The organism is Rheinheimera sp. KL1 (assembly GCF_001275035.1).
Lineage (GTDB): Bacteria > Pseudomonadota > Gammaproteobacteria > Enterobacterales > Alteromonadaceae > Pararheinheimera > Pararheinheimera tangshanensis.
Genome location: NZ_LAMX01000009.1, coordinates 57,268 through 77,702 on the forward strand (window position 1 = coordinate 57,268; position 20,435 = coordinate 77,702).

At 46.5% G+C, this 20,435-nt stretch carries 20 protein-coding genes and 1 pseudogene; 15 read left to right on the forward strand and 6 right to left on the reverse strand.

What is annotated here, in order from left to right:
• Nucleotides 1-5 precede the first annotated feature (5 nt).
• The 3 genes and pseudogenes from ctaD to lexA form a co-directional block, all read right to left on the reverse strand.
• Nucleotides 6-1,603: pseudogene (gene ctaD, locus WH43_RS03850) on the reverse strand (cytochrome c oxidase subunit I).
• Nucleotides 1,604-1,612: 9 nt separating this feature from the next.
• Nucleotides 1,613-2,746, reverse strand: coding sequence for a cytochrome c oxidase subunit II (gene coxB, locus WH43_RS03855; protein WP_286049448.1), 1,134 nt, complete (start codon nucleotides 2,744-2,746; stop codon nucleotides 1,613-1,615).
• A gap of 275 nt (nucleotides 2,747-3,021) precedes the next feature.
• Nucleotides 3,022-3,651, reverse strand: coding sequence for a transcriptional repressor LexA (gene lexA, locus WH43_RS03860; RefSeq protein ID WP_185148639.1), 630 nt, complete (start codon nucleotides 3,649-3,651; stop codon nucleotides 3,022-3,024).
• Between the two features lie 121 nt (nucleotides 3,652-3,772).
• Between lexA and plsB the strand changes: the two genes are divergently transcribed.
• Nucleotides 3,773-6,208 carry a glycerol-3-phosphate 1-O-acyltransferase PlsB gene (gene plsB / locus WH43_RS03865; protein WP_053423416.1) on the forward strand — a complete coding sequence of 812 codons (2,436 nt, stop codon included), beginning with the start codon at nucleotides 3,773-3,775 and terminating at the stop codon, nucleotides 6,206-6,208.
• Nucleotides 6,209-6,271: 63 nt separating this feature from the next.
• Here plsB and tesB read toward each other — a convergent pair whose 3' ends face one another.
• Nucleotides 6,272-7,141, reverse strand: a complete 870-nt coding sequence (gene tesB, locus WH43_RS03870) for an acyl-CoA thioesterase II (protein ID WP_053423337.1) — start codon at nucleotides 7,139-7,141, stop codon at nucleotides 6,272-6,274.
• Between the two features lie 127 nt (nucleotides 7,142-7,268).
• Between tesB and WH43_RS03875 the strand changes: the two genes are divergently transcribed.
• Nucleotides 7,269-7,766: an EVE domain-containing protein gene (locus tag WH43_RS03875; protein ID WP_053423417.1), complete on the forward strand. Its 498-nt coding sequence runs from the start codon at nucleotides 7,269-7,271 to the stop codon at nucleotides 7,764-7,766.
• On the forward strand, nucleotides 7,744-7,974 hold the full coding sequence (locus tag WH43_RS03880) for a hypothetical protein (RefSeq protein ID WP_053423338.1): 231 nt from the start codon (nucleotides 7,744-7,746) through the stop codon (nucleotides 7,972-7,974). The genes WH43_RS03875 and WH43_RS03880 overlap by 23 nt, the downstream gene beginning before the upstream one ends.
• 19 nt (nucleotides 7,975-7,993) lie before the next feature.
• On the opposite strand, the gene WH43_RS03885 is transcribed toward WH43_RS03880, so the two are convergent.
• Both WH43_RS03885 and WH43_RS03890 read right to left on the reverse strand, forming a co-directional pair.
• Nucleotides 7,994-8,494 (reverse strand): hypothetical protein, encoded by a 501-nt coding sequence (locus tag WH43_RS03885; RefSeq protein ID WP_053423339.1) that lies wholly within the window; start codon nucleotides 8,492-8,494, stop codon nucleotides 7,994-7,996.
• Between the two features lie 125 nt (nucleotides 8,495-8,619).
• Complete coding sequence (locus WH43_RS03890; RefSeq protein WP_053423340.1) at nucleotides 8,620-10,338, reverse strand: DUF885 domain-containing protein; 1,719 nt, start codon at nucleotides 10,336-10,338, stop codon at nucleotides 8,620-8,622.
• A 323-nt stretch (nucleotides 10,339-10,661) separates the two neighbouring features.
• Between WH43_RS03890 and WH43_RS03895 the strand changes: the two genes are divergently transcribed.
• The 12 genes from WH43_RS03895 (at nucleotide 10,662) to hemB (ending at nucleotide 20,420) form a co-directional block, all read left to right on the forward strand.
• On the forward strand, nucleotides 10,662-11,684 hold the full coding sequence (locus tag WH43_RS03895; RefSeq protein ID WP_053423341.1) for a GGDEF domain-containing protein: 1,023 nt from the start codon (nucleotides 10,662-10,664) through the stop codon (nucleotides 11,682-11,684).
• Between the two features lie 3 nt (nucleotides 11,685-11,687).
• A complete protein-coding gene (locus tag WH43_RS03900; RefSeq protein ID WP_053423342.1) occupies nucleotides 11,688-12,767 on the forward strand; it encodes a DNA alkylation repair protein in 1,080 nt (359 codons plus the stop codon).
• 108 nt (nucleotides 12,768-12,875) lie between these two features.
• Nucleotides 12,876-13,631, forward strand: coding sequence for a bifunctional demethylmenaquinone methyltransferase/2-methoxy-6-polyprenyl-1,4-benzoquinol methylase UbiE (gene ubiE / locus WH43_RS03905; protein WP_053423343.1), 756 nt, complete (start codon nucleotides 12,876-12,878; stop codon nucleotides 13,629-13,631).
• On the forward strand, nucleotides 13,631-14,236 hold the full coding sequence (locus WH43_RS03910; protein WP_053423344.1) for a ubiquinone biosynthesis accessory factor UbiJ: 606 nt from the start codon (nucleotides 13,631-13,633) through the stop codon (nucleotides 14,234-14,236). Before ubiE ends, WH43_RS03910 begins: the two co-directional genes overlap by 1 nt.
• Before the next feature lie 2 nt (nucleotides 14,237-14,238).
• Nucleotides 14,239-15,858: a ubiquinone biosynthesis regulatory protein kinase UbiB gene (ubiB, locus tag WH43_RS03915; RefSeq protein ID WP_053423345.1), complete on the forward strand. Its 1,620-nt coding sequence runs from the start codon at nucleotides 14,239-14,241 to the stop codon at nucleotides 15,856-15,858.
• A 50-nt stretch (nucleotides 15,859-15,908) separates the two neighbouring features.
• Nucleotides 15,909-16,178, forward strand: a complete 270-nt coding sequence (tatA, locus tag WH43_RS03920) for a twin-arginine translocase TatA/TatE family subunit (RefSeq protein WP_053423346.1) — start codon at nucleotides 15,909-15,911, stop codon at nucleotides 16,176-16,178.
• On the forward strand, nucleotides 16,179-16,565 hold the full coding sequence (tatB, locus tag WH43_RS03925; protein WP_053423347.1) for a Sec-independent protein translocase protein TatB: 387 nt from the start codon (nucleotides 16,179-16,181) through the stop codon (nucleotides 16,563-16,565).
• Nucleotides 16,543-17,289: a twin-arginine translocase subunit TatC gene (gene tatC, locus WH43_RS03930; protein WP_053423348.1), complete on the forward strand. Its 747-nt coding sequence runs from the start codon at nucleotides 16,543-16,545 to the stop codon at nucleotides 17,287-17,289. The genes tatB and tatC overlap by 23 nt, the downstream gene beginning before the upstream one ends.
• Nucleotides 17,286-17,870, forward strand: coding sequence for a hypothetical protein (locus tag WH43_RS03935; protein ID WP_053423349.1), 585 nt, complete (start codon nucleotides 17,286-17,288; stop codon nucleotides 17,868-17,870). The genes tatC and WH43_RS03935 overlap by 4 nt, the downstream gene beginning before the upstream one ends.
• Complete coding sequence (locus WH43_RS03940; RefSeq protein ID WP_053423350.1) at nucleotides 17,871-18,671, forward strand: TatD family hydrolase; 801 nt, start codon at nucleotides 17,871-17,873, stop codon at nucleotides 18,669-18,671.
• A complete protein-coding gene (locus WH43_RS03945) occupies nucleotides 18,668-19,429 on the forward strand; it encodes a GGDEF domain-containing protein (protein ID WP_053423351.1) in 762 nt (253 codons plus the stop codon). Before WH43_RS03940 ends, WH43_RS03945 begins: the two co-directional genes overlap by 4 nt.
• On the forward strand, nucleotides 19,416-20,420 hold the full coding sequence (gene hemB, locus WH43_RS03950; RefSeq protein WP_053423352.1) for a porphobilinogen synthase: 1,005 nt from the start codon (nucleotides 19,416-19,418) through the stop codon (nucleotides 20,418-20,420). The genes WH43_RS03945 and hemB overlap by 14 nt, the downstream gene beginning before the upstream one ends.
• The last annotated feature ends 15 nt before the right edge of the window (nucleotides 20,421-20,435 follow it).

The following is a 20,435-nucleotide window of genomic DNA, read 5'->3' on the forward strand; positions in this document are numbered from 1 at the left end:
GCCCCCTACTTAATTTCGGGTGGTGTAGTAAAGCTGTGATAAGGCGCAGGAGATGCGATAGTCCACTCCAGTCCTTCAGCGCCCTCCCACACCTGAGCTGTGGCTTTTTTGCCGCCTTTAATACACTTCACCACCAGAGCGACAAACAGCAACTGGGATAAACCAAAGGCAAAACCACCAATACTAATAAGTGCATTAAAGTCAGCAAATTGCAGTGCGTAATCCGGGATCCGTCGTGGCATACCGGCTAAGCCAACAAAATGCATAGGGAAAAACAGTACATTGACGGAAATCAACGAACACCAGAAATGCCACTGCCCCAAGGTTTCGTCGTACATATGGCCTGTCCATTTCGGCAGCCAGTAATAGGCAGCCGCCATAATGGAGAAGATAGCGCCTGTAACTAACACATAATGGAAATGCGCTACCACAAAATAGGTATCGTGATACTGAAAGTCAGCAGGCGTAATGGCCAGCATCAGGCCAGAGAAGCCTCCTATGGTAAAAAGTACAATAAAGGCCAGGGCAAACATCATAGGCACTTCAAAGGTCATGGCGCCCCGCCACATAGTGGCCACCCAATTAAAGACTTTCACCCCAGTCGGCACTGCAATCAGCATGGTGCAGTACATAAAAAACAGCTCAGCAAACACCGGCATGCCGGTGGTGAACATATGATGCGCCCAAACTAAGAAGGACAATAAGGCGATACTGGCAGTGGCGTACACCATAGAGGCGTAACCAAACAAAGGCTTACGGGCAAAGGTTGGCACTATGGCTGAAATGATGCCAAAAGCAGGTAATATCATGATATACACTTCGGGGTGACCGAAGAACCAGAAAATATGCTGGAACAATACAGGATCGCCCCCCCCTGGCCCGCGTCAAAGAAGCTGGTGCCAAAATACTTATCAGTCAGCACCATAGTCACGGCGCCAGCCAGTACAGGCATCACAGCAATCAGCAGATAAGCCGTAATAAACCAGGTCCAGACAAACAATGGCATTTTCATATAAGTCATGCCTGGAGCGCGCAGATTCATAATGGTCACTATCACGTTGATAGCGCCCATAATGGATGAAATACCCATGATATGAACTGAGAACACAAAAAGTGCAGTGCTGTCATTGCTATAGGTGGTGGATAGCGGTGCATAAAAAGTCCAGCCAAAACTGGGGCCGCCACCTTCCATAAATAAAGACAACAGCAGGATGCTAAATGCAAAAGGTAAAATCCAGAAGCTCCAGTTATTCATCCGCGGCAACGCCATATCAGGCGCACCTATCATCATAGGAATGAGCCAGTTGGCAAGGCCAGTAAAGGCAGGCATCACAGCACCAAACACCATAATCAGACCATGCACTGTGGTCATCTGATTAAAAAAGTTCGGCTCAACAATTTGCAGTCCTGGCTGAAATAATTCGGCCCGGATCACCATAGCCATAGCTCCGCCGATAAAAAACATCGTCAGTGCAAACAGCAGGTACAAAGTGCCTATATCTTTATGGTTGGTGGTATAAAGCCAGCGTTTTAAGCCTTTGGCTGGTCCGTGATGATGTTCATGCTCAGCATGAGCATGTGGATCTGTAGTAACAGTACTCATCTGCGCCCCCTATGGTTTTTGTGCTTTGGCGATGTCGGCAGCTTGCACCAGATCGCCTGTATTGTTGTCCCAGGCATTGCGCTCATAGGTAACCACTGCTGCAATTTCACTTAAACTCAGCTGTTTACCAAACGCCTGCATGGCCGTGCCAGTTTTACCATTCAATACTATATCGATATGGGCAGGTAAATCTTCCAGCGCCATTTTGCTGCCTTTAAGCGCAGGGAACACACCGGGGATCCCCATGCCTGTAGGCTGATGACAGGCAGCGCAGTAGCCCATATAGGTTTTTTCACCCAGAGCCATTAATTCTTCTTTGCTCATATTCATCGACAGCAATTTTTGTTCTTCTTCTTTAGCCGCAGCCTGAGTGGCGGCTTCCTGAGCTATCCATTGATCAAAATCGGCTTGCTCTTTGGCAATGACCACTACAGGCATAAAGCCGTGATCTTTACCGCAAAGTTCAGCACACTGGCCGCGATAAATGCCTGGATAATCAACTTTGGTCCAGGCTTCATTAATAAAACCAGGGTTGGCATCTTTTTTCACAGCAAAAGCAGGTACCCACCAGGAATGGATCACATCATCTGATGTGACTAAAAAGCGCACTTTTTTGCCTGTGGGGATCACCAAAGGCCTGTCAACTTCCAACAGGTAGTTTTCACCCTTTTTGAGTTTATTTTCGATTTGTTTACGGGGTGTGGCCAGCAACGAGTAATACTCTACTTTGTGGTCCATGTATTTGTAGTGCCACTTCCACTGTGAGCCGGTGATTAAAATAGTGACATCAGCTTCAGAAGTGTCTTCCATTGCAATCAGGGTTTGGGTGGCGGGTATCGCCATTAAAATCAGAATAACCACAGGTAAAGCGGTCCAAAGCAGCTCAACTTTGGTGCTCTCGTGAAATTGGGCAGGCGCGACGCCCTTCGACTTACGATGATGGATGATGGACCAAAACATCACCCCAAAAACCGCTACCCCTATTGCACAGCAAATGTAAAAAATCTTCATATGCAGGCCGTAAACCTGCTGACTGATTTCTGTAACCCCTTGAGTCATGTTCAAAGGCATTTCTGCAGACTGCGTCGAAAACGCAAGCAAAAAGGTTAGCAGCGACCAACACAGATAACTGGTTTTCGCCACGTGACTTCTCCTCTGTCTTTGCACAAAGCAAATTGCAGATTCAAAGACACTTCACATCCAACTTCGTCTTTAGTCCGCAATTGCCATTTTTATTATTATCCCGATTTAGAAAACTAAAACCGGTGCACTGATTTGTATATTTTGCTATCAGTTGCATCTAACAATTAGTCAAGGAACAGACAGAAGTAAACCCGAAAAATGAAAAAGCACCGATAAAACCGAATGGTCGTACCAGTGCTTGATGTATTAGCAAACTATTGAGTCAGGTAGATTTTTTACCAACTGCTGGTGCGGATCACACCAACGGCGAGGCCTTCAATGGCAAAATGCTGTTGGCTTAAGTCAACTTTTATCACATCAAAATCGCTGTTTTCCGGGTGCAGATAAACCATCTGTCCTTCACGGCGAAAACGCTTTACTGTGACTTCATCTTCAACTCTGGCGACCACAATCTGCCCCTGACGGGCTTCAGTGGTTTTGTGCACGGCTAATAAGTCACCATCTAAAATACCAATGTCTTTCATACTCATGCCCTGCACTTTTAATAAAAAGTCGGCATTAGGTTTAAACAAGCTGGCATCAAGCTGATAACGCTGCTGGATATGTTCTGCCGCCAGAATAGGTTGACCGGCCGCAACTTTGCCAATCAATGGCAAACCCGGCTCTTCTTCTTCCACATCATTGGCAGCGTCATCTTCAACCAAACGGATACCACGGGAGGTGCCCGGCATCATTTCGATAAAACCTTTTTTCGCCAGGGCTTTTAAATGCTCCTCCGCGGCATTGGCAGACTTAAACCCAAGCTGAGTCGCAATTTCAGCTCGTGTTGGCGGCATACCTGAGGCGGCCTGATAATCTTTAAGCAATTGCAAAATTTCGGCTTGTCGTGGTGTTAATGGACGCATAATGCTGAATACCTATACAGTGGATACTGTGAGTATATACAGCCTTTTGCAGTCTGCCAAGCATTTTGCTGGTAAGACCTTCCATGCTATTCTAGCGGCTGTTTATAAGTACGGATTTGATATGTTAAAACCAATGACATGGTTAGCAAAGCTGCTGTATTGGCCACTGAAGCCTTTGGTCAGATGCAAAATAGTGCCAGAACCTGTAGCAGAAAATCTGGCGCTGGACCCCAAACAGCCTGTGTTTTATATCAGCAGAACCGCCTCCTCCAGCGATTTGGCCACTTTAGCCCGTATCTGTCATAAGTTAGGCTTGCCTGATCCTATGGCACCAGTGCAATTGGGCAACACCACCTTACCCCGTACTATTTTCCTCGAACAACCTCGTGTGCTTTGGGGCAGTCGCGCTTCCACCGATGCTTTGCAACAAGGTTTAGCTTTATTACAGGCGCATCAGCGGGACCCAAATTTTTCAGCGCAACTTATTCCAGTTTCAGTGCTCTGGGGCCGCGCTCCGGGTAAAGAAGACAGTGTGAAGTCTATGCTGGGTGAATCTGAATCGCCAAGCTGGCTCGCCAAGCTGTTTATTGTGTTGATTTCCGGTCGTCATACCCTGGTGCGTTTCAGTAAAGCCGTCTCAGTACGGCAGATTATTGAAAATGCCACAGTCAACGAAGACACGGCCCATAAGTTATTGCGAGTAGCGCGTTTCCACTTTTATCGCCAGCGTTTGGCTGCAACTGGCCCGAAATTACCAGACAGAGCCGCATTATTTAACTCCTTACTCGCTTCCGATGCATTAAGAAAAGCTATTGAAGAAGAAGCTCAAAGTAAAAAAATCAGTATCAGGGAAGCTCGGACTGAAGCTTTGAAGCTGCTGGAAGAGATAGCGGCGGATTACCGCGAATCCACCTTAAGAGTAGGCGATCGGTTCCTTGGCTGGTTATGGAAAAAACTGTACTCAGGTTTAAAAGTGCACAATGGTCAGGTACTGACAGATTTAGTGCAAAAAGGCCACGAAATTGTCTATGTGCCTTGCCATCGCAGTCATATGGATTATTTGCTGCTTAGTTACGTCATTTACCACCAGGGTTTAGCTCCACCTCATATAGCCGCTGGTATTAACCTGAATTTTTGGCCTGTCGGCACCTTATTCCGCCGCGGTGGCGCCTTTTTTATCCGCCGTAGTTTTAGTGGTGAAAAGCTGTACTCAGCGGTGTTTCGCGAATACTTAAGCCAACTGTTCAGCAAAGGTTACCCGGTAAAGTATTATTCGGAAGGCGGTCGTAGCCGGACGGGGCGTTTATTGCAGCCTAAGACCGGTATGCTGGCAATGACAGTGCAAGCAGCGCTGCGTGGTATAGACAGACCTATCAGCTTAGTGCCTGTCTACCTTGGTTATGAGCATGTGATGGAGGTCAATACCTATCTGACCGAACTCAAAGGCTCCAGCAAGAAAAAAGAGTCCATTAGCGGCGTATTTAGTGCAGCCCGTAAACTGCGGGATTATGGCTATGGCTATGTCAATTTCGGCCAGCCGATATCACTGAATGCATTTTTAAACCAGCAGGCACCTGACTGGCGCGCGTCGATGGAGACGGCCGATACGCAAAAACCAGCCTGGTTAAATCCTGCGGTAGCGACACTGGCCACCGAAATGATGCAGCGGATTAATCAGGCAGCAGCGCTGAATAGTATTAACCTGATCGCCACCTGTTTACTGGCGACACGCCAGCATTCACTGACGCGGCAGGAGCTGACCCGTCAGTTGGAGTTTTACCGTAACTTACAACACTATGCGCCTTACCATGCCGGCGTCACTCTGCCTGAAGGCTCGGTCAGTCAATGGATTGATCATGCCATTAGCCTGAAGAAAGTTGAGGTGTCACAAGACAGCTTCGGTCAGATTATTCAACTGACACCCGAAAACGCGATTTTATTAAGTTACTACCGCAATAATGTCTGTCATTTATTTATGCTGCCGGCAATTTTGGCTACAGCTTTATTGCAGCATCCACAGTTAAGCAAAGTACAATTGATCAATATTTGTCAGTTGTTACAACCCTTGCTGCAACATGAGCTGTTTTTAAAGCCAGAGCACTTTAATGCATATATAGAACAGCTACTGGAACAGCTGCAAAAACACCAGCTCATCGAAGCTGTGGGTCCATCTTTACAAGCAGTTCCGGTGCAGCAGGCCGGGCATTTTATGCTGGAACTATTGGCACACAATGCGCAAGATGTGCTGCAGCGTTATGCGGTGGTGCTGAATTTACTGCAACTACATAGCCCGCTGACACGTGCCGATTTAGAGCAGCAAAGCCATCAACTGGCACAGCGTTTAAGCACTTTGCATGGCATCAGCTCTCCTGAATACCTTGATAAGCAGCTGTTTGCGACTTTAATCACGGCACTTCGCGAAGCAGGTTATTGTCATACTAACGAGCAAAACGAATTGGAAGCTACGGCTATTTTGTTACCATTGCAACAAACAGTAAACGGCCTGCTAAGAGCAGATATACTGCAGACTGTGCTGAGCATAGTGAAAAAAACATAACTCTCTGTGCCATAAAAAAACCACCTCATCAGCAGGTGGTTTTTTTGTCCCAGCGCAAAGCGATCAACGGGATTTATCGTAACTGCGGATCACTCCTTCCTGCATAGTGGACGCGACTAACACACCATCCCTATTAAAAAACTGGCCTCTCACCAGACCACGGGCGCCGGACGCACTTGGGCTATCCACTGCATAAAGCAACCAGTCATCAAAACGGAAATCATGATGGAACCACATCGCATGATCGATGGTAGCAACCTGCATATTAGGCGCCATAAAGGACTTACCATGTGGCTGTAAAGCGGTAGGCAGGAAGTTGAAATCCGACGCATAAGCCAGCAAATATTTATGCACCCGCAAATCATCCGGCATTAGTCCATTGGCTTTAAACCAGACATAACGTTTGGCCTGACTGATTTGTGGGTTAAATGGGTTATGGAAAGCTACAGGGCGCATTTCTATTGGTTTTTCGCAGATAAATTTACTGCGTAAAGACTCAGGGATCAGATGAGCATGCTCACGGTAAAACTCTAAATCAGAAACCAGCTCATCAGGGCCAGGCACTTGAGGCATCAGTTCCTGATGTTCAAAACCTTGTTCTTCCGCCTGAAAAGATGCCGTCATATAAAAGATTGGTTTACCAAATTGGATAGCGCTGACCCGCCGTGTACTGAAGCTTTTACCATCACGAATATTTTCTACTTCGTAGACTATAGGTTTACTGGCATCACCCGGGCGCAAAAAGTACGAGTGGAACGAATGCACTTTACGGTCTGCTTCCACTGTTTCTTTGGCGGCTGACAAGGCTTGCCCCATCACCTGACCACCAAACACAGCTTTAAAGCCCAGATCCTGACTTTGACCGCGGTATAAACCTTGTTCTATGGTTTCCAGTTTTAAAAGGGATAATAAGTCGGACAACACCTGACTCATAAGCAGCTCCTGAACAATAGTAATGGGTCTATTGTGCAGCAAGCCAGTGCAGAGTGCAAAATTGACTGGTGAAGCCCAAGCTGTTCAGGCTAAAGTACCTTTTTATCCTTGCTCCAGAGGAGCGCCGATGAACTACTGGCTTTTTAAAACTGAACCTGAAGAATGCAGCATTGATGATTTTGCCAAAGCACCGGATCAAGCCATAGTCTGGGAAGGAGTGCGGAATTATCAGGCGCGGAACTTCTTACGGGATCAGGTGAGAATCGGTGATCTGGTGTTTATTTACCATTCCAGTTGCAAGGACATTGGTATAGCGGGTGTGGCGAAAGTGGTACAAAACAGCTATCCGGATCCCAGTCAGTTTAACTCTTCAAGTCCGTATTTTGATGCAAAATCAACTGGCACCAAAGCGCCTTGGGTTGCAGTAGACCTGCAATTTGTAGAGAAATTCCCCCGGCTGTTGTCACTCGACAAACTCAAACAGTCAACTAAGCTAGAGCAGTTACCACTGGTGAAAAAAGGCAACAGATTGTCTGTCATGCCCGTTAGTTCAGCAGAATGGCAACATATAATAAAAATGAGTCAAGACAAGGGGAACTGCGATGAAGCAAGAGAGACGACGTGAACCCAGAGACCTGAGCTACTTCTGGGAAATGCTCAGCATGGCGCAGAAATTCTCGGTGTCTGAGTTACAACGTTTTGGCTACGAGCTGTCTTTTGTGCGGCAACAGGAACAACAACGACTCGCTGTACTCAAATCCGGTCAAAAAATGGCCAGCATTACTGAAGATGGTCAAATCAATACGGCACCCAAAGTGTTCCTGCGCGATTAACAGCTTTCTTCACTACACTTCAACCCGCCAAACGATCGGCATTGACAGGCTGGTAGTCCTGTACCATTTCAACCGCACGCTGGCATAACTTGAGATAGGACGTCAGCGTATTACTTTGCCAGAGTTCGGTCAGCGCAGAATGATGACGAATAAAGTTTTCCATCTCATTAAAGGTTAACTGATTCTGTTGTTTCAGAAATTTGGCTACAGCCTGCCGCGGTAACATGTTGTGATTGGCTTGCTCTTTACATAACACCGGAATAGCTTTACATAAAAGCTCGGTGTGCAGATACCAGACCGGAGCTTTCGTCTGAGTACGTCCGGCCTGATGGACTTTAGCCAGTAATTGCTGGCTTTGTTCTTCAGCGAGCCAAAACGCCAGATGCTCTAATTGCACAGACTGTTGTTCAGCGAAATGTAACTGCACTTTTAATCTGTTTTGCATTTTGCCTAGTTGATCCAACCTCAAAGCCAAAAACACTATAGGTGCCACGGCTAACAGCAATAACAACATCCACATGAAAACATAACTCCCTTTTACAGCAACCAGCTCACTTAAAGCAGCGGCACTTTAACAGAGCCAGGGGCAGAATCCTATGACAGAATCACAGCGAAAAACTATCCCCGGTTCAGAACCTTTTATGACTACTTTTTCCGCTGAATATAGCTGGCCACTTGCTGCTCTAAAATTGACAAGGGCACACTGCCATTGCGCAGTACTACATCATGGAATTCTCGCAGATCAAAATCCTGCCCCAACTGCTGTTGTGCTGCTTTACGCAATTTTTTGATCGTCAGTTCACCCAACTTATAAGAGAGTGCCTGAGCTGGCCAACTGATGTAACGGTCGATTTCAGTAGTTACGTTGTGCATGGATAAAGCTGTATTGCTTGCAAGAAAATCAATAGCTTGCTGACGGCTCCACCCCATAGTATGCATACCTGTATCCACCACCAAACGTGCAGCTCGCCACATTTCATAAGTCAAACGGCCAAAATCACTGTAGGGATCCTGATAAAACCCCATTTCGATACCCAGATATTCCGCATAGAGACCCCAGCCTTCTCCAAAAGCTGAAGTGTAAAAATTACGCCGATATTCGGGCAGTGACGATTGTTCACGCGCTAACGAAATTTGTAAGTGATGACCAGGCACGGCTTCATGCAAAGTTAAAGCTTCCATTTCATATAAAGGACGACGATCCAGCGCGTAGGTGTTGACCCAATAAAAACCCGCTCTGTCATCTCTGTTGGTGCCGGCGTATCTCCCTGTAGTGTATTTAGGCGCAATTTCCGCCGGAACAGGTGCTACGCCATAAGGAGTGCGGGGCAAGGTTCTGAAGTATTTAGGCAGTTCAGCATCAATCTTCTTAGCGATAAAAGAGGCCTCTTTTAGCAAATCAGTTGGGGTTTTGGCATAGAACTGCGGATCAGTGCGTAGAAACTGGATGAACTCAGCAAAACTGCCTTTAAATCCAACCTTGGTAATGATGGCCTGCATTTCTGTACGAATACGAGCTACTTCATCCAGTCCGATCTGATGCACCTGCTCTGGTGTCAGCTTTAACGTGGTGTAATGCTCCAGTCGGTTCTGATAATACTCACGACCTTTAGGCCAGTCACTGGCTGCAATACTGTCACGAGCCCCCGGCAAATACTGCTCAACCATAAACTGATAAAACTGCTGATAAGCAGGATTCAATTGCAGCGTCACCACTTGCTGAGCTTCTGACTGCAACGCCTGCCAACTTTCAATATCGATAAATTCCGGCTTTTGATGAAAAGGTCGGTAGAACACATTTTGTTCCGGAGTTTTGCTGATAAAAGCCAGGATACTTTGCTCAAAACCTGCCAGCACAGCCTTAGGTTGAGTCATGCCTGTGGCAAGTCCCTGTTTCATCCACTCCGTTTGCTGCTGCATATAAGCCGGGACTGTTTTTAATTTAGCAAGATAGTCCAGATAATCTTGTTTTGTTTTAAATTCAGTGCCGGAAACCATAAATGCCAAGGCGCTGTGAAAGCCTGATTCAGACGTCAAAGGCATCATATGCGCGCCATACTGATATTCCGACAGGGCGTCTTCGAGGCTATAGCTTAAAATCGCATAGTTAATTTGTTGCTGTTCAGTCAAAGCAGAACTATCTATTTGCTGCAGTTTATCCAGCCACTGTTGTCTTTGTTTGGCCTGAGCCGCCAAAGTCGCTGCTGACATATCAGGTAAGCTGGTCTTGCTGCGGTTATCCAACTTCTTTTCGGCTTGCCATAGCTGCTCGGCAAACTGATCGAAATCTATAGGTTGAGCGGATTGACTGCTGCAGCCGGTCATTAAAAAGGCCATGCAGAAAAACATAATCCTCTGACGCATTCTCTTTCTCCCTGGTGTTTTTCCTGATTCTACTCCATTCAGTTCTGACGACCAGCGCTTCGGGCTGCGCTTTTTGGATACTGGCCGCAATAATTGACTCAGAACAGCTAAAAATGTCGTTTTTTAACCGACAATCTGCGCTTTTTTGCGCGATCAGAAAAAAAACTTAAAAAATAAGTCATTAATAAGGCTGGATATGCAGACTTTTTCTAACAGATATGTCAGCTTAACAACATCAGTCAGCTTGCCTCTGTGTAAGTTTCGCGTAACATTGCGTTTTGAAGGCTAAATTAGCAGTAGTATTTAGTGGAGTTGTATTTGGCATGAAATATCAGGACTCAATCGAGCAGGCAAGTGAAAAAGCAGCGTTGACTGCCGCTTTTTTGCAGCGGCATCGTTTGGCAGCCCATCCGGTCAATTACACAGTGATCTATGAGTATATCAACGGTCAAAATGACGGACTGTGCCAGGCCATAGAACAAAAACTGGCAGTTCAGAGTAACTTTGACGATTTTGTGCTGGCGGAATTGTATAGCCAATGGCTGAGCCCACAACACCAGCGTCAGGAAGAACTCACCCGCCAGGTCACGACTATGCTGGGCAAGTTATCTGGCACCACAGATATTGCCAGCGAAGCAGTGCAACAATACATTGATGTTTTGGATCAGGCGCTGCTGGGTTTAGACCCAAATAACGCCAATCGCAGCCGCGACAGTGTCAATAAAGTGATTAGCGCGACTTATGCGATCAAAGCCAGTCAGCAAAAACTCAAAGACCAACTCGACTTTTCGAACGAGCAGTGCCACACGCTGCGCTCTGAACTGGACCATCTGAAAAAAGAACGTCAACTGGACCCGCTAACTGGCTTGTACAATAGGCTGGCGATGCAGGAACATCTGGATTTATGGCTGACTGAAAATCCAGGTCGCCGTATTGCCGCCATAGCGGTGAATTTAGATCATTTCTCCCAGTTTAATCAGGACTATGGCTTTGGCGTCGGTGATGTGATTTTAAGTAAAGTTGCCCGCAAAATTGCCAGTTATGTGCAGGAAAGTGGCTTACCTGTGCGTTCTGGCGGTGAAGAATTCCTGATTTTGTTACCTGATGTTGATTTACGTACTGCAGGTGAAATCGCCGAACAAGTGCGTAAAGGAGTAGAAAAACTAAGGTTTGTCTCAGCAAAAAGTAAAAAGACCTTACCTAAAATCACTATATCGCTCGGGGTCAGCATCTATAACACAGCGGAAAACTGGCATCAGTTTTTATCCCGCAGTAGTAAAGTATTGCTGGAAGCCAAAGTGCGTGGTCGTAATCAGGTCGCGACAGAGCTAATGCTGGCCAATTAAATTATGGCCAGCTTGCTAAAAGAGGTTTTTAACAGGGCATTTTTACAGCAACTCTCCGCCTTATGCCAACACCAGTCTCCTGCTTTTGATAGCGAAACATTTTTGCAGCGCACCCAAGGCGCAGACTGGGAGCAACTGGAACTCAAAGCCAGAGTTCGCTCCATCAGTCAGGCCTTGCACCAGAGTCTGAATTTGGCTTATCCAGATGCTATCGCCGTGTTAATTCCTGTCAGCAGTCATTTTTCCGGTTTGCAGGGTTTTGTGTTTGCCGACTATGTGGAAGTCTATGGCCTGGACGACCCGCATACTTCTTTTCAGGCTTTGGCTCATTTCACTTGTTTTTCTACAGGCGAGTTTGCCATCCGGCCTTTTTTCCAGCGCTACCCCGAACTTACCTTAGATCAAATGAAAGCCTGGGCGGGCTCTGACAATCTGCATCTGCGCCGATTAGCCAGTGAAGGGGCACGACCTCGTTTACCCTGGGGTATGGCGCTGAAAAGTTTCAAAAATGACCCAAGCCCTTTAGTACCACTACTGGAGCAGTTGAAGACCGATGCACAACCTTATGTGCAGCGCAGTGTGGCCAACCACTTAAATGACATCAGTAAAGATCATCCGGAACTGGTGTTGGATATAGCGTGTAGCTGGTTTGGGCAGCATCAAGTCACTGACTGGATCATCAAACATGCGTTACGGGGCCTGCTTAAACAGGGGCATCCAAGGGCTCTGACTTTGTTTGGCTTGCAGCAATTACCTTTGCAGGTACAGCTGAATATGCTCAATGCACAAGTCTCGACTGAACAGCCTTTGCATTTTGCGATAGAGCTGTCTGGTCCAGAACAGTTGCAGGCAGCGTTAAGACTGGAATACAAAATTGGTTACCGGAAAAAATCCGGTCAGTTAAATTACAAGGTATTTCAGTTAAGTAACAAAGCCTGGACAGGTCAGAACCTGAAGTTTGAACGTCGTCACGCTTTTATCGACCTGACCACCCGCAAACATTATCCCGGCCAGCATCATCTGCAAATTATGCTCAACGGCCATTGTTATGCAGAATGTTTTTTTCAGTTTGGCAGAGATTGATCTGAAACAGACAGAGCTGCATAAAGATACGGGATAAGTTGGCGTAAGCCGCCGAATCTTTTACACTAGCGCCACTTTAGTTCACAACGAACAGCCAAAGGCTTTTTTATGACTGACCAGCAACCTGATAGCACTCATTTTGGCTTTAAAACTGTAAAGCAGACTGAAAAAGTCTCGCTTGTGGCCAATGTATTCCATTCTGTTGCGGCCAAATACGATCTGATGAACGATGTGATGTCGATGGGCATCCACCGACTGTGGAAAAGATTCACCATTGACTGCAGCGGTGTGCGGCCTGGTCATCAGGTATTGGATTTGGCCGGTGGCACAGGTGACATCACAGCGCTGTTTTCTAAAAGAGTAGGCCCAACCGGCAAAGTGATTCTGGCCGATATTAACGAGTCGATGCTGAATGTGGGTCGCGATAAATTACGCGATTTAGGTCTGGTCAATAATATCGATTATGTGCAGGCCAATGCGGAAGCTCTGCCTTTTGCTGACAATAGCTTTGATATCATCAGTATCGGCTTTGGTCTGCGTAATGTGACAGACAAAGACGCGGCTTTACGCTCCATGTTCAGGGTATTGAAACCTGGTGGCCGTTTACTGGTACTGGAGTTTTCTAAGCCAGAATATGAGTGGCTCAGCAAAGTGTACGACCTGTATTCCTTCAAACTATTGCCCGCTATAGGTGGATTAGTCGCAAACGATAAAGAAAGTTATCAGTATCTGGCGGAGTCTATCCGGATGCATCCGGATCAGGACACCTTAAAACAGATGATGGAAACTGCAGGTTTTGAGCATGTTAGCTACCACAACCTGACAGGCGGCATAGTAGCTCTGCATAAAGGTTATAAATTCTGATGTTAAGTTTAGTGCCACAACTGATTTGCGCTACTTTGGAAAAAGTGCTGCACAAAGTAGTGGCCATGGATCCAGCTTCTCCGGTTTTATTACAAAAAGTACAAGATAAACAACTGGCTTTGCAGTTGCAGGAGTTACCCTGGCGTTTTGTTTTATCTGCAACGGCAAACAGCTTATTACTGAATCAGCACAACGAAAAAGTCGATTGTGTCATAACCACAGACCTTGCAACCTTGCAAAAGCTGAATGATCCCAGCCAGCTCACCCGTCTTATTAAACAAGATAAGCTACAGATTGAAGGCGATCTGCAGGTCGCTCAGCAATTTAGCGCTTTGCTACAACAACTCAATCCGGACTGGGAACAGCAACTCTCGCAGTGGTTGGGCGATGCTCTGGCGCATAAAGTAGCGTTAGCGATAAAGCAGTTACAACTTTATATTCAAACCCAGTTACAACAACTGGAACAAGCCGCTGTAGAACTGGCTCAGGATGAACTGGCTTTGAGCCCGACTCAGGCCGAGCTGAACCAGTTCAGCCGTGATGTCAGTCAGCTGCAAGCACGATTAGATGTATTAAGTCGTCATAACGCCTTCAGGCAGGAGTAATTTTGGGTCTGCGCCGCTTTTACCACATCTTAAAAACTTTGCTGCAGTACGGATTGGAGCAATTGATCCCATCGCAGTGGCAACCCTGGTATTTCCGAGCAGTACGCAGCGCTGCATTTTGGTTACGCAACAAACACCCGGATAAAACTGAAGGCGAGCGCTTACGCTTAGCCTTACAGCAACTGGGGCCGGTTTGGGTGAAGTTTGGTCAGATGTTATCCACCCGTCGTGATTTATTTCCTGCGCAGTGGGTGGATGAACTTGCCAAATTACAGGATAAAGTAGAAGCCTTTCCAGGCGAACAAGCCAGACAGTTGATCATTCAGCAACTGGGTTTACAACAGATTGACGACTTATTTGAACGGTTTGATGAAACTCCACTGGCTTCAGCTTCTATTGCACAGGTTCACACAGCTCAGCTAAAACAAGCAGACGGCACTTTGGCTGATGTAGTGATTAAAGTGATTCGGCCTGATATCAAACCACAAATTCTGGCTGATTTAGAGCTGATGGACGCTTTAGCTGATTTAGTGGCCCGTTATCTGCCGGATGGCAAAAGATTACGCCCTAAAGAAGTGATGGCGGAGTATCGCAAAACCATTCTGGATGAGCTGGACTTACAACGCGAAGCCGCCAATGCCATTCAATTGAAACGAAACTTTGAGGGTTCAGACTCACTCTATGTCCCTTATGTTTACGCCGATCACAGCAGACCCGGCGTGATGGTGATGGAACGGATTTATGGTATTCCGGTCTCAGATTTAGCAGCTCTGCGCTCTCAGGGGACCAATCTGGAACTGCTGGCTAAACGTGGCGTAGAGGTGTTCTTTACTCAGGTATTTCGCGACAGTTTTTTCCATGCCGATATGCATCCGGGTAATATTTTTGTCTCTTTTGAAACACCGCATAACCCAAAATATATCGGCATAGACTGCGGTATAGTCGGTACGTTAAATAAAGAAGACAAACGCTATCTGGCAGAAAATTTTGTGGCCTTTTTCAACCGCGATTACTTAAAAGTGGCGCAGTTGCACGTGGATTCAGGCTGGGTTCCCCCTGACACTAGTGTCGAAGAATTTGAAAGTGCTATACGCACCGTCTGTGAGCCTATTTTCCAGAAACCGCTACAAGATATATCTTTTGGCCAGGTGCTGTTTAATCTGTTTAACACAGCCCGTCGTTTTAATATGCAGGTTCAACCGCAACTGGTATTGTTACAAAAGACCCTGCTGTATATTGAAGGTTTAGGGCGTCAGTTATACCCACAATTGGATTTATGGCAAACAGCCAAACCATTTCTGGAAAACTGGGTCAAACAGCAGATGGGGCCTGCCGCCTTGTGGCGCGAAGTGAAAGCGAATTTACCATTTTGGGCAGAAAAAATGCCGGAAATGCCGGGATTGTTGCATCAGTATTTGCAACAAGGCCCCAAACAACAAGCTCAATTGTTAGCGAAATTGCAGCAAGTACAGGCACAACAGCAACACCAGACTAAAAAACTGGCCAACGCAGTGCTGGCAGGTTGCAGTTTATTAGCAGCTGTCTTATTACTGACATCTGGCTGGTCTATAACAGCGGCGGGACTGGCGCTGATTGCGCTGGTTTTTTGTTTTAAAAATTAACAGACGGGCCATCAGGTTCGTTTTGAGTTTGCACATGAAAGGAGAATAACATGGGTTTTGGTGGCATTAGTATTTGGCAGTTATTGATCATCCTGGTGATTATTGTCCTGCTGTTTGGCACAAAGCGTCTGCGTGGTATAGGTGCAGATTTAGGTTCTGCCATTAAAGGTTTCCGTAATTCGGTCAAAGATCCAGAAGATACTGCAGATCAGGCAGCACCGGTTGTTCAGGCTCAACAACCACAGCCGCAATTAAAGGCGGGAGCGAAAGACGCAGCTCCTGCCAGCACTGAACAACCTAAAACTCCTGAACAACGCTAAATGAGCTTTTGGGAATTAGTGGTCATAGCCGTAGTTGCTCTGTTGGTGTTAGGCCCGGAGCGACTGCCAGGCGCTATCCGCAGTGTCAGTGGCTTTATTCGTAATGTAAAACAATTTGGTCAGCAAATGCAGGCGGAATTAAATGACGAATTACGGGTACAGGAACTACACGACAAGTTAAAGCAGGCCGAAGAAAAAGGCCTGTTAAACCTGACCACTGAAGAGATGCAGGCCATCACTGAACTACGACAAGCGGCAGCTGATGTCACCAATCCCTATCCGGCTACGGTTCACTCTGCGCAAACTCAGCCAGCACAGCCTGCAGCCGCACCTTCTTCGATTGTATCGGACCCAGTAGTAACAGATGACAAAAACCACAAACCCTAACAGCCTGTTAGGCCACCTGATTGAATTACGCCGCCGTCTGCTAAATACAGTTATGGCGGTGTTGCTGGTGTTTATTTCTTTGGCTTATTTTGCCGCTGATATCTACCACCTGATGGCGTCACCTTTGATGGCTGTGCTACCGGCAGGCGCATCTATGATAGCCACGGATGTGGCTGCGCCATTTTTTGCCCCTTTTAAGCTGACCTTTATTGTCGCTTTATGCCTGACTGTGCCTTATATGCTGTGGCAAATCTGGTTATTTGTAGCCCCTGCTCTTTATCAAAAAGAAAAGCATCTGGTGGCACCTCTGATCATCTCCAGCACTCTGCTGTTTTACTGTGGTATCGCCTTTGCGTACTACGTGGTTTTCCCCCTGGTCTTTGGTTTTTTCACCAGTGTCGCGCCTGAAGGAGTTACGATAGCGACGGATATCAGCAGCTACCTCGATTTCGTTTTAAAACTTTTTTTCGCTTTTGGTTTATCTTTTGAAATTCCGGTCGCTGTATTGTTATTAGTATGGACAGGTGCAGTAACAAGGCAACAGTTGGTTGAAAAACGTCCTTATTTTGTTGTATTTGCCTTTATTATCGGTATGTTGCTGACACCACCTGATGTATTATCCCAGACATTGCTGGCAGTCCCAATGTGTTTACTCTACGAATTGGGTCTGTGGCTGAGCCGGTTTTATGTTACTTCTACAGAGACAGATGAGACTAATTCATGAACAAATACCTGACTTTATTGGTAATGGGTTTTATCGCACCACTGCATGCATCCCAAGTGCTAGAGAATCAAATCATTAACTGTCAAAGCATCACGTCAAACGAACAACGTCTGGCCTGTTTTGACCGTATTGAGTTAGTCGTAGCAAAAAGTGCAGCTCCAGTAGCAACGCCTGTGGCCACTGCGGTAGCAGAATCAGCTTTATCTGCAGTGGCGACTGCACCCGTAGCAGCAGCTGTAGCAGCACCCGTAGCAGCTGTGCCAGTGGCAACAACAGCAACGGTAGCCGAAGCCGCTCCTGCACCTTCTCAGGCGATTGAGGAGTTTGGTCTTGAACACAAAAGGGTGCAGCAGGAAGCCCCGCAAGAAAGTTTGACGTTAACCTTAGCTAAGGTCGGCAAAACTCCTTACGGAGAACTGATTTTCACCTTTGAAAACGGTCAGGTCTGGCGCCAGGTGATCAAAGAAGCATTCACCGCTTCGATTGGAGAATCTTATCAACTACAGCGTGGCGCATTTAACTCGTTTTTTATCAATAAAGAAGGTCAGTTTAAAAAAACCAGAGTCCGTCGGGACAAATAAATGAAAGCTTGGTTTGATGCCGGGATTAATTTATTTAACCCGCGCTTTTCGCTAGATAGGGAGCAGGTACTGGCCAATGCCTGGCACCATGGTTTATCTGGTATGTTGTTGATTAGCAGTGACATTGAAGAGTCTGAGCTGCAACAAGCTTATGCTTTATCCGATCCAAGATTGTATTGCACTGCTGGTGTACACCCGCATCAGGCCGACCAGGTACAAGCTGACTGGATCTGCCGATTAAGCAGTTTACTGCAACACCCTTCAGTGGTTGCCGTGGGTGAATGTGGACTGGATTTCAATCGGAATTTTTCTACACCACAAAACCAAATACAGGTGTTTGAAGCACAACTGCAACTGGCCTCTGAACATAACAAAGCGATTTATCTACACGAGCGTGATGCCTTTACGACTCAATATCAGATGCTACAGCGTTATCCTGGTCTGGCAGGTGTAGCTCATTGTTTTACAGGCGATAAAGCTCAACTAAAAGCTTATCTGGATTTGGGCCTGTATATTGGTATTACCGGTTGGTTATGTGACGAAAAACGTGGTCAGAGTTTGAGAGAAGCTGTCCGCTATTTGCCACTGGACAGATTGATACTGGAAACAGACGCACCTTTTTTATTACCAAAAACACTGGTTCCTAAACCAAAATCAAGCCGGAATGAACCCGCTTATCTACCAGAAATAGCAACACAATTTGCCAATCTAACTGGCTACAGCCTCGATGATATCGCTGCATACAGCAGAAAGAACAGCCAGGTTCTGTTTCAAATTACAGCAGATGAGTACCCTCTATGATGCAATGGCTACAGCTGAACTGGCAGCAGTTACTGATCGGATTCAGCAGTGGCGTAGTTTTAACTGCTTTAGCGTCCTGGCTACTGTTTTACCTGCAGCAAAAAAAATGGCAAATGACGGTTGCGGATCAACTCGAGGATAGTATTCAGCAACGTACACTCGAATTACAGATCACGCTGATTGAACTGGCAGAAAAAAACAAGCTGCTGGAGCAACAAAGTACTATAGATGCCTTAACCGGAGTGCGAAATAGGGCTTTTTTTGATCAGAAACTCAGTGCGGAAATTAAACGTAGTCGTCGTGAACGCAGCACTTTGGCTCTGTTAATGATCGATATAGATCACTTCAAATCCTTTAATGACAATCATGGCCATCTGGTAGGTGATTTAGTCATTAAGGAAGTTGCTCAAAGCCTCCAGCAAGAGCTCAAACGCAGCACCGATTATTTATGCAGATACGGTGGCGAAGAGTTTGCCATCATTTTACCGAACACGGATGCCGAAGGTGCCATGCTGTTAGCAGAGCAGCTACGGCTTTGTTTGGAAAACCAGCGTATTCGGCATGAAAAGCTGGAGCTGTCTATCAGTGTCAGTATTGGTTGTTATGCTGGCGTAGCTGAAATCAACAGTGTCAGCATTGATTATATTCAAGCCGCAGATATAGCTCTGTATCGGGCGAAAAATGAAGGTCGAAACAGGGTTGTTTGTAACCCTGAGGTTGTGATCCCAGTACAGGAGACTCCAGATGAGTCAGTTTAACGAGTATTTCCCTGCCAGCCGCTTACGCCGTATGCGTCAGTCTGATTTCAGTCGTCGCTTAATGGCCGAAAATCGTCTGACGGTCGATGACTTAATTTATCCCATGTTTATTGTCGAAGGTGAAAACCAGCGCCAATCCATTCCCTCTATGCCGGGTATTGAGCGTCTGTCGTTGGATTTGCTACTGGAAGAAGCAAAAGAATTGGCCACTTTGGGCATTCCAGCTATTGCGATATTCCCTGTGACCGCTGCAGAGAAAAAATCTCTGTTAGCTGAGGAAGCTTACAACCCTGACGCCTTAGCGCAACGTGCAGTACGGATGTTAAAACAACATGTGCCTGAATTAGGCGTGATCACTGATGTTGCACTCGACCCTTTCACTACTCACGGTCAGGACGGCATTATTGATGACGACGGTTATGTGCTGAACGACATTACCACAGACATTTTAGTGAAGCAGGCCTTGTCTCATGCTGAAGCGGGCGCTGACATAGTAGCCCCTTCTGACATGATGGATGGCCGTATCGGTGCTATCCGATCTGCTTTGGAAGCAGAGGGTTATGTAAATACCAAAATTATGGCGTATTCAGCTAAGTATGCTTCTGCTTATTACGGGCCTTTCCGCGATGCAGTTGGCTCAGCAGGTAATCTAAAAGGCGGCAATAAAAAGTCCTATCAGATGGACCCAGCCAACAGCAACGAGGCTTTACGTGAAGTAGCTTTGGATTTGGAGGAAGGCGCGGACATGGTAATGGTCAAACCCGGTATGCCTTATCTGGATATAGTGCGCCGGGTCAAAGACGAATTCGGAGTGCCTACTTTTGCTTATCAGGTCAGCGGTGAATACGCCATGCATATGGCCGCCATCCAAAACGGCTGGCTGGCGGAAGAAGCTATAGTCATGGAATCTTTGCTGGCCTTTAAACGCGCTGGAGCCGATGGCATCCTGACCTACTTTGCGAAAAAAGCCGCGATCTGGCTACAAAGATAAAACACCAGGGTCAGA

Coding starts and splice junctions, on each gene's coding strand:
- lexA (WP_185148639.1), bottom strand. CDS start 3,651: ATGCGTCCATTAACACCACGACAAGCCGAAATTTTGCAATTGCTTAAA.
- plsB (WP_053423416.1), top strand. CDS start 3,773: ATGTTAAAACCAATGACATGGTTAGCAAAGCTGCTGTATTGGCCACTG.
- tesB (WP_053423337.1), bottom strand. CDS start 7,141: ATGAGTCAGGTGTTGTCCGACTTATTATCCCTTTTAAAACTGGAAACC.
- WH43_RS03875 (WP_053423417.1), top strand. CDS start 7,269: ATGAACTACTGGCTTTTTAAAACTGAACCTGAAGAATGCAGCATTGAT.
- WH43_RS03880 (WP_053423338.1), top strand. CDS start 7,744: ATGAAGCAAGAGAGACGACGTGAACCCAGAGACCTGAGCTACTTCTGG.
- WH43_RS03885 (WP_053423339.1), bottom strand. CDS start 8,494: ATGTGGATGTTGTTATTGCTGTTAGCCGTGGCACCTATAGTGTTTTTG.
- WH43_RS03890 (WP_053423340.1), bottom strand. CDS start 10,338: ATGCGTCAGAGGATTATGTTTTTCTGCATGGCCTTTTTAATGACCGGC.
- WH43_RS03895 (WP_053423341.1), top strand. CDS start 10,662: ATGAAATATCAGGACTCAATCGAGCAGGCAAGTGAAAAAGCAGCGTTG.
- WH43_RS03900 (WP_053423342.1), top strand. CDS start 11,688: ATGGCCAGCTTGCTAAAAGAGGTTTTTAACAGGGCATTTTTACAGCAA.
- ubiE (WP_053423343.1), top strand. CDS start 12,876: ATGACTGACCAGCAACCTGATAGCACTCATTTTGGCTTTAAAACTGTA.
- WH43_RS03910 (WP_053423344.1), top strand. CDS start 13,631: ATGTTAAGTTTAGTGCCACAACTGATTTGCGCTACTTTGGAAAAAGTG.
- tatA (WP_053423346.1), top strand. CDS start 15,909: ATGGGTTTTGGTGGCATTAGTATTTGGCAGTTATTGATCATCCTGGTG.
- tatB (WP_053423347.1), top strand. CDS start 16,179: ATGAGCTTTTGGGAATTAGTGGTCATAGCCGTAGTTGCTCTGTTGGTG.
- tatC (WP_053423348.1), top strand. CDS start 16,543: ATGACAAAAACCACAAACCCTAACAGCCTGTTAGGCCACCTGATTGAA.
- WH43_RS03935 (WP_053423349.1), top strand. CDS start 17,286: ATGAACAAATACCTGACTTTATTGGTAATGGGTTTTATCGCACCACTG.
- WH43_RS03940 (WP_053423350.1), top strand. CDS start 17,871: ATGAAAGCTTGGTTTGATGCCGGGATTAATTTATTTAACCCGCGCTTT.
- WH43_RS03945 (WP_053423351.1), top strand. CDS start 18,668: ATGATGCAATGGCTACAGCTGAACTGGCAGCAGTTACTGATCGGATTC.
- hemB (WP_053423352.1), top strand. CDS start 19,416: ATGAGTCAGTTTAACGAGTATTTCCCTGCCAGCCGCTTACGCCGTATG.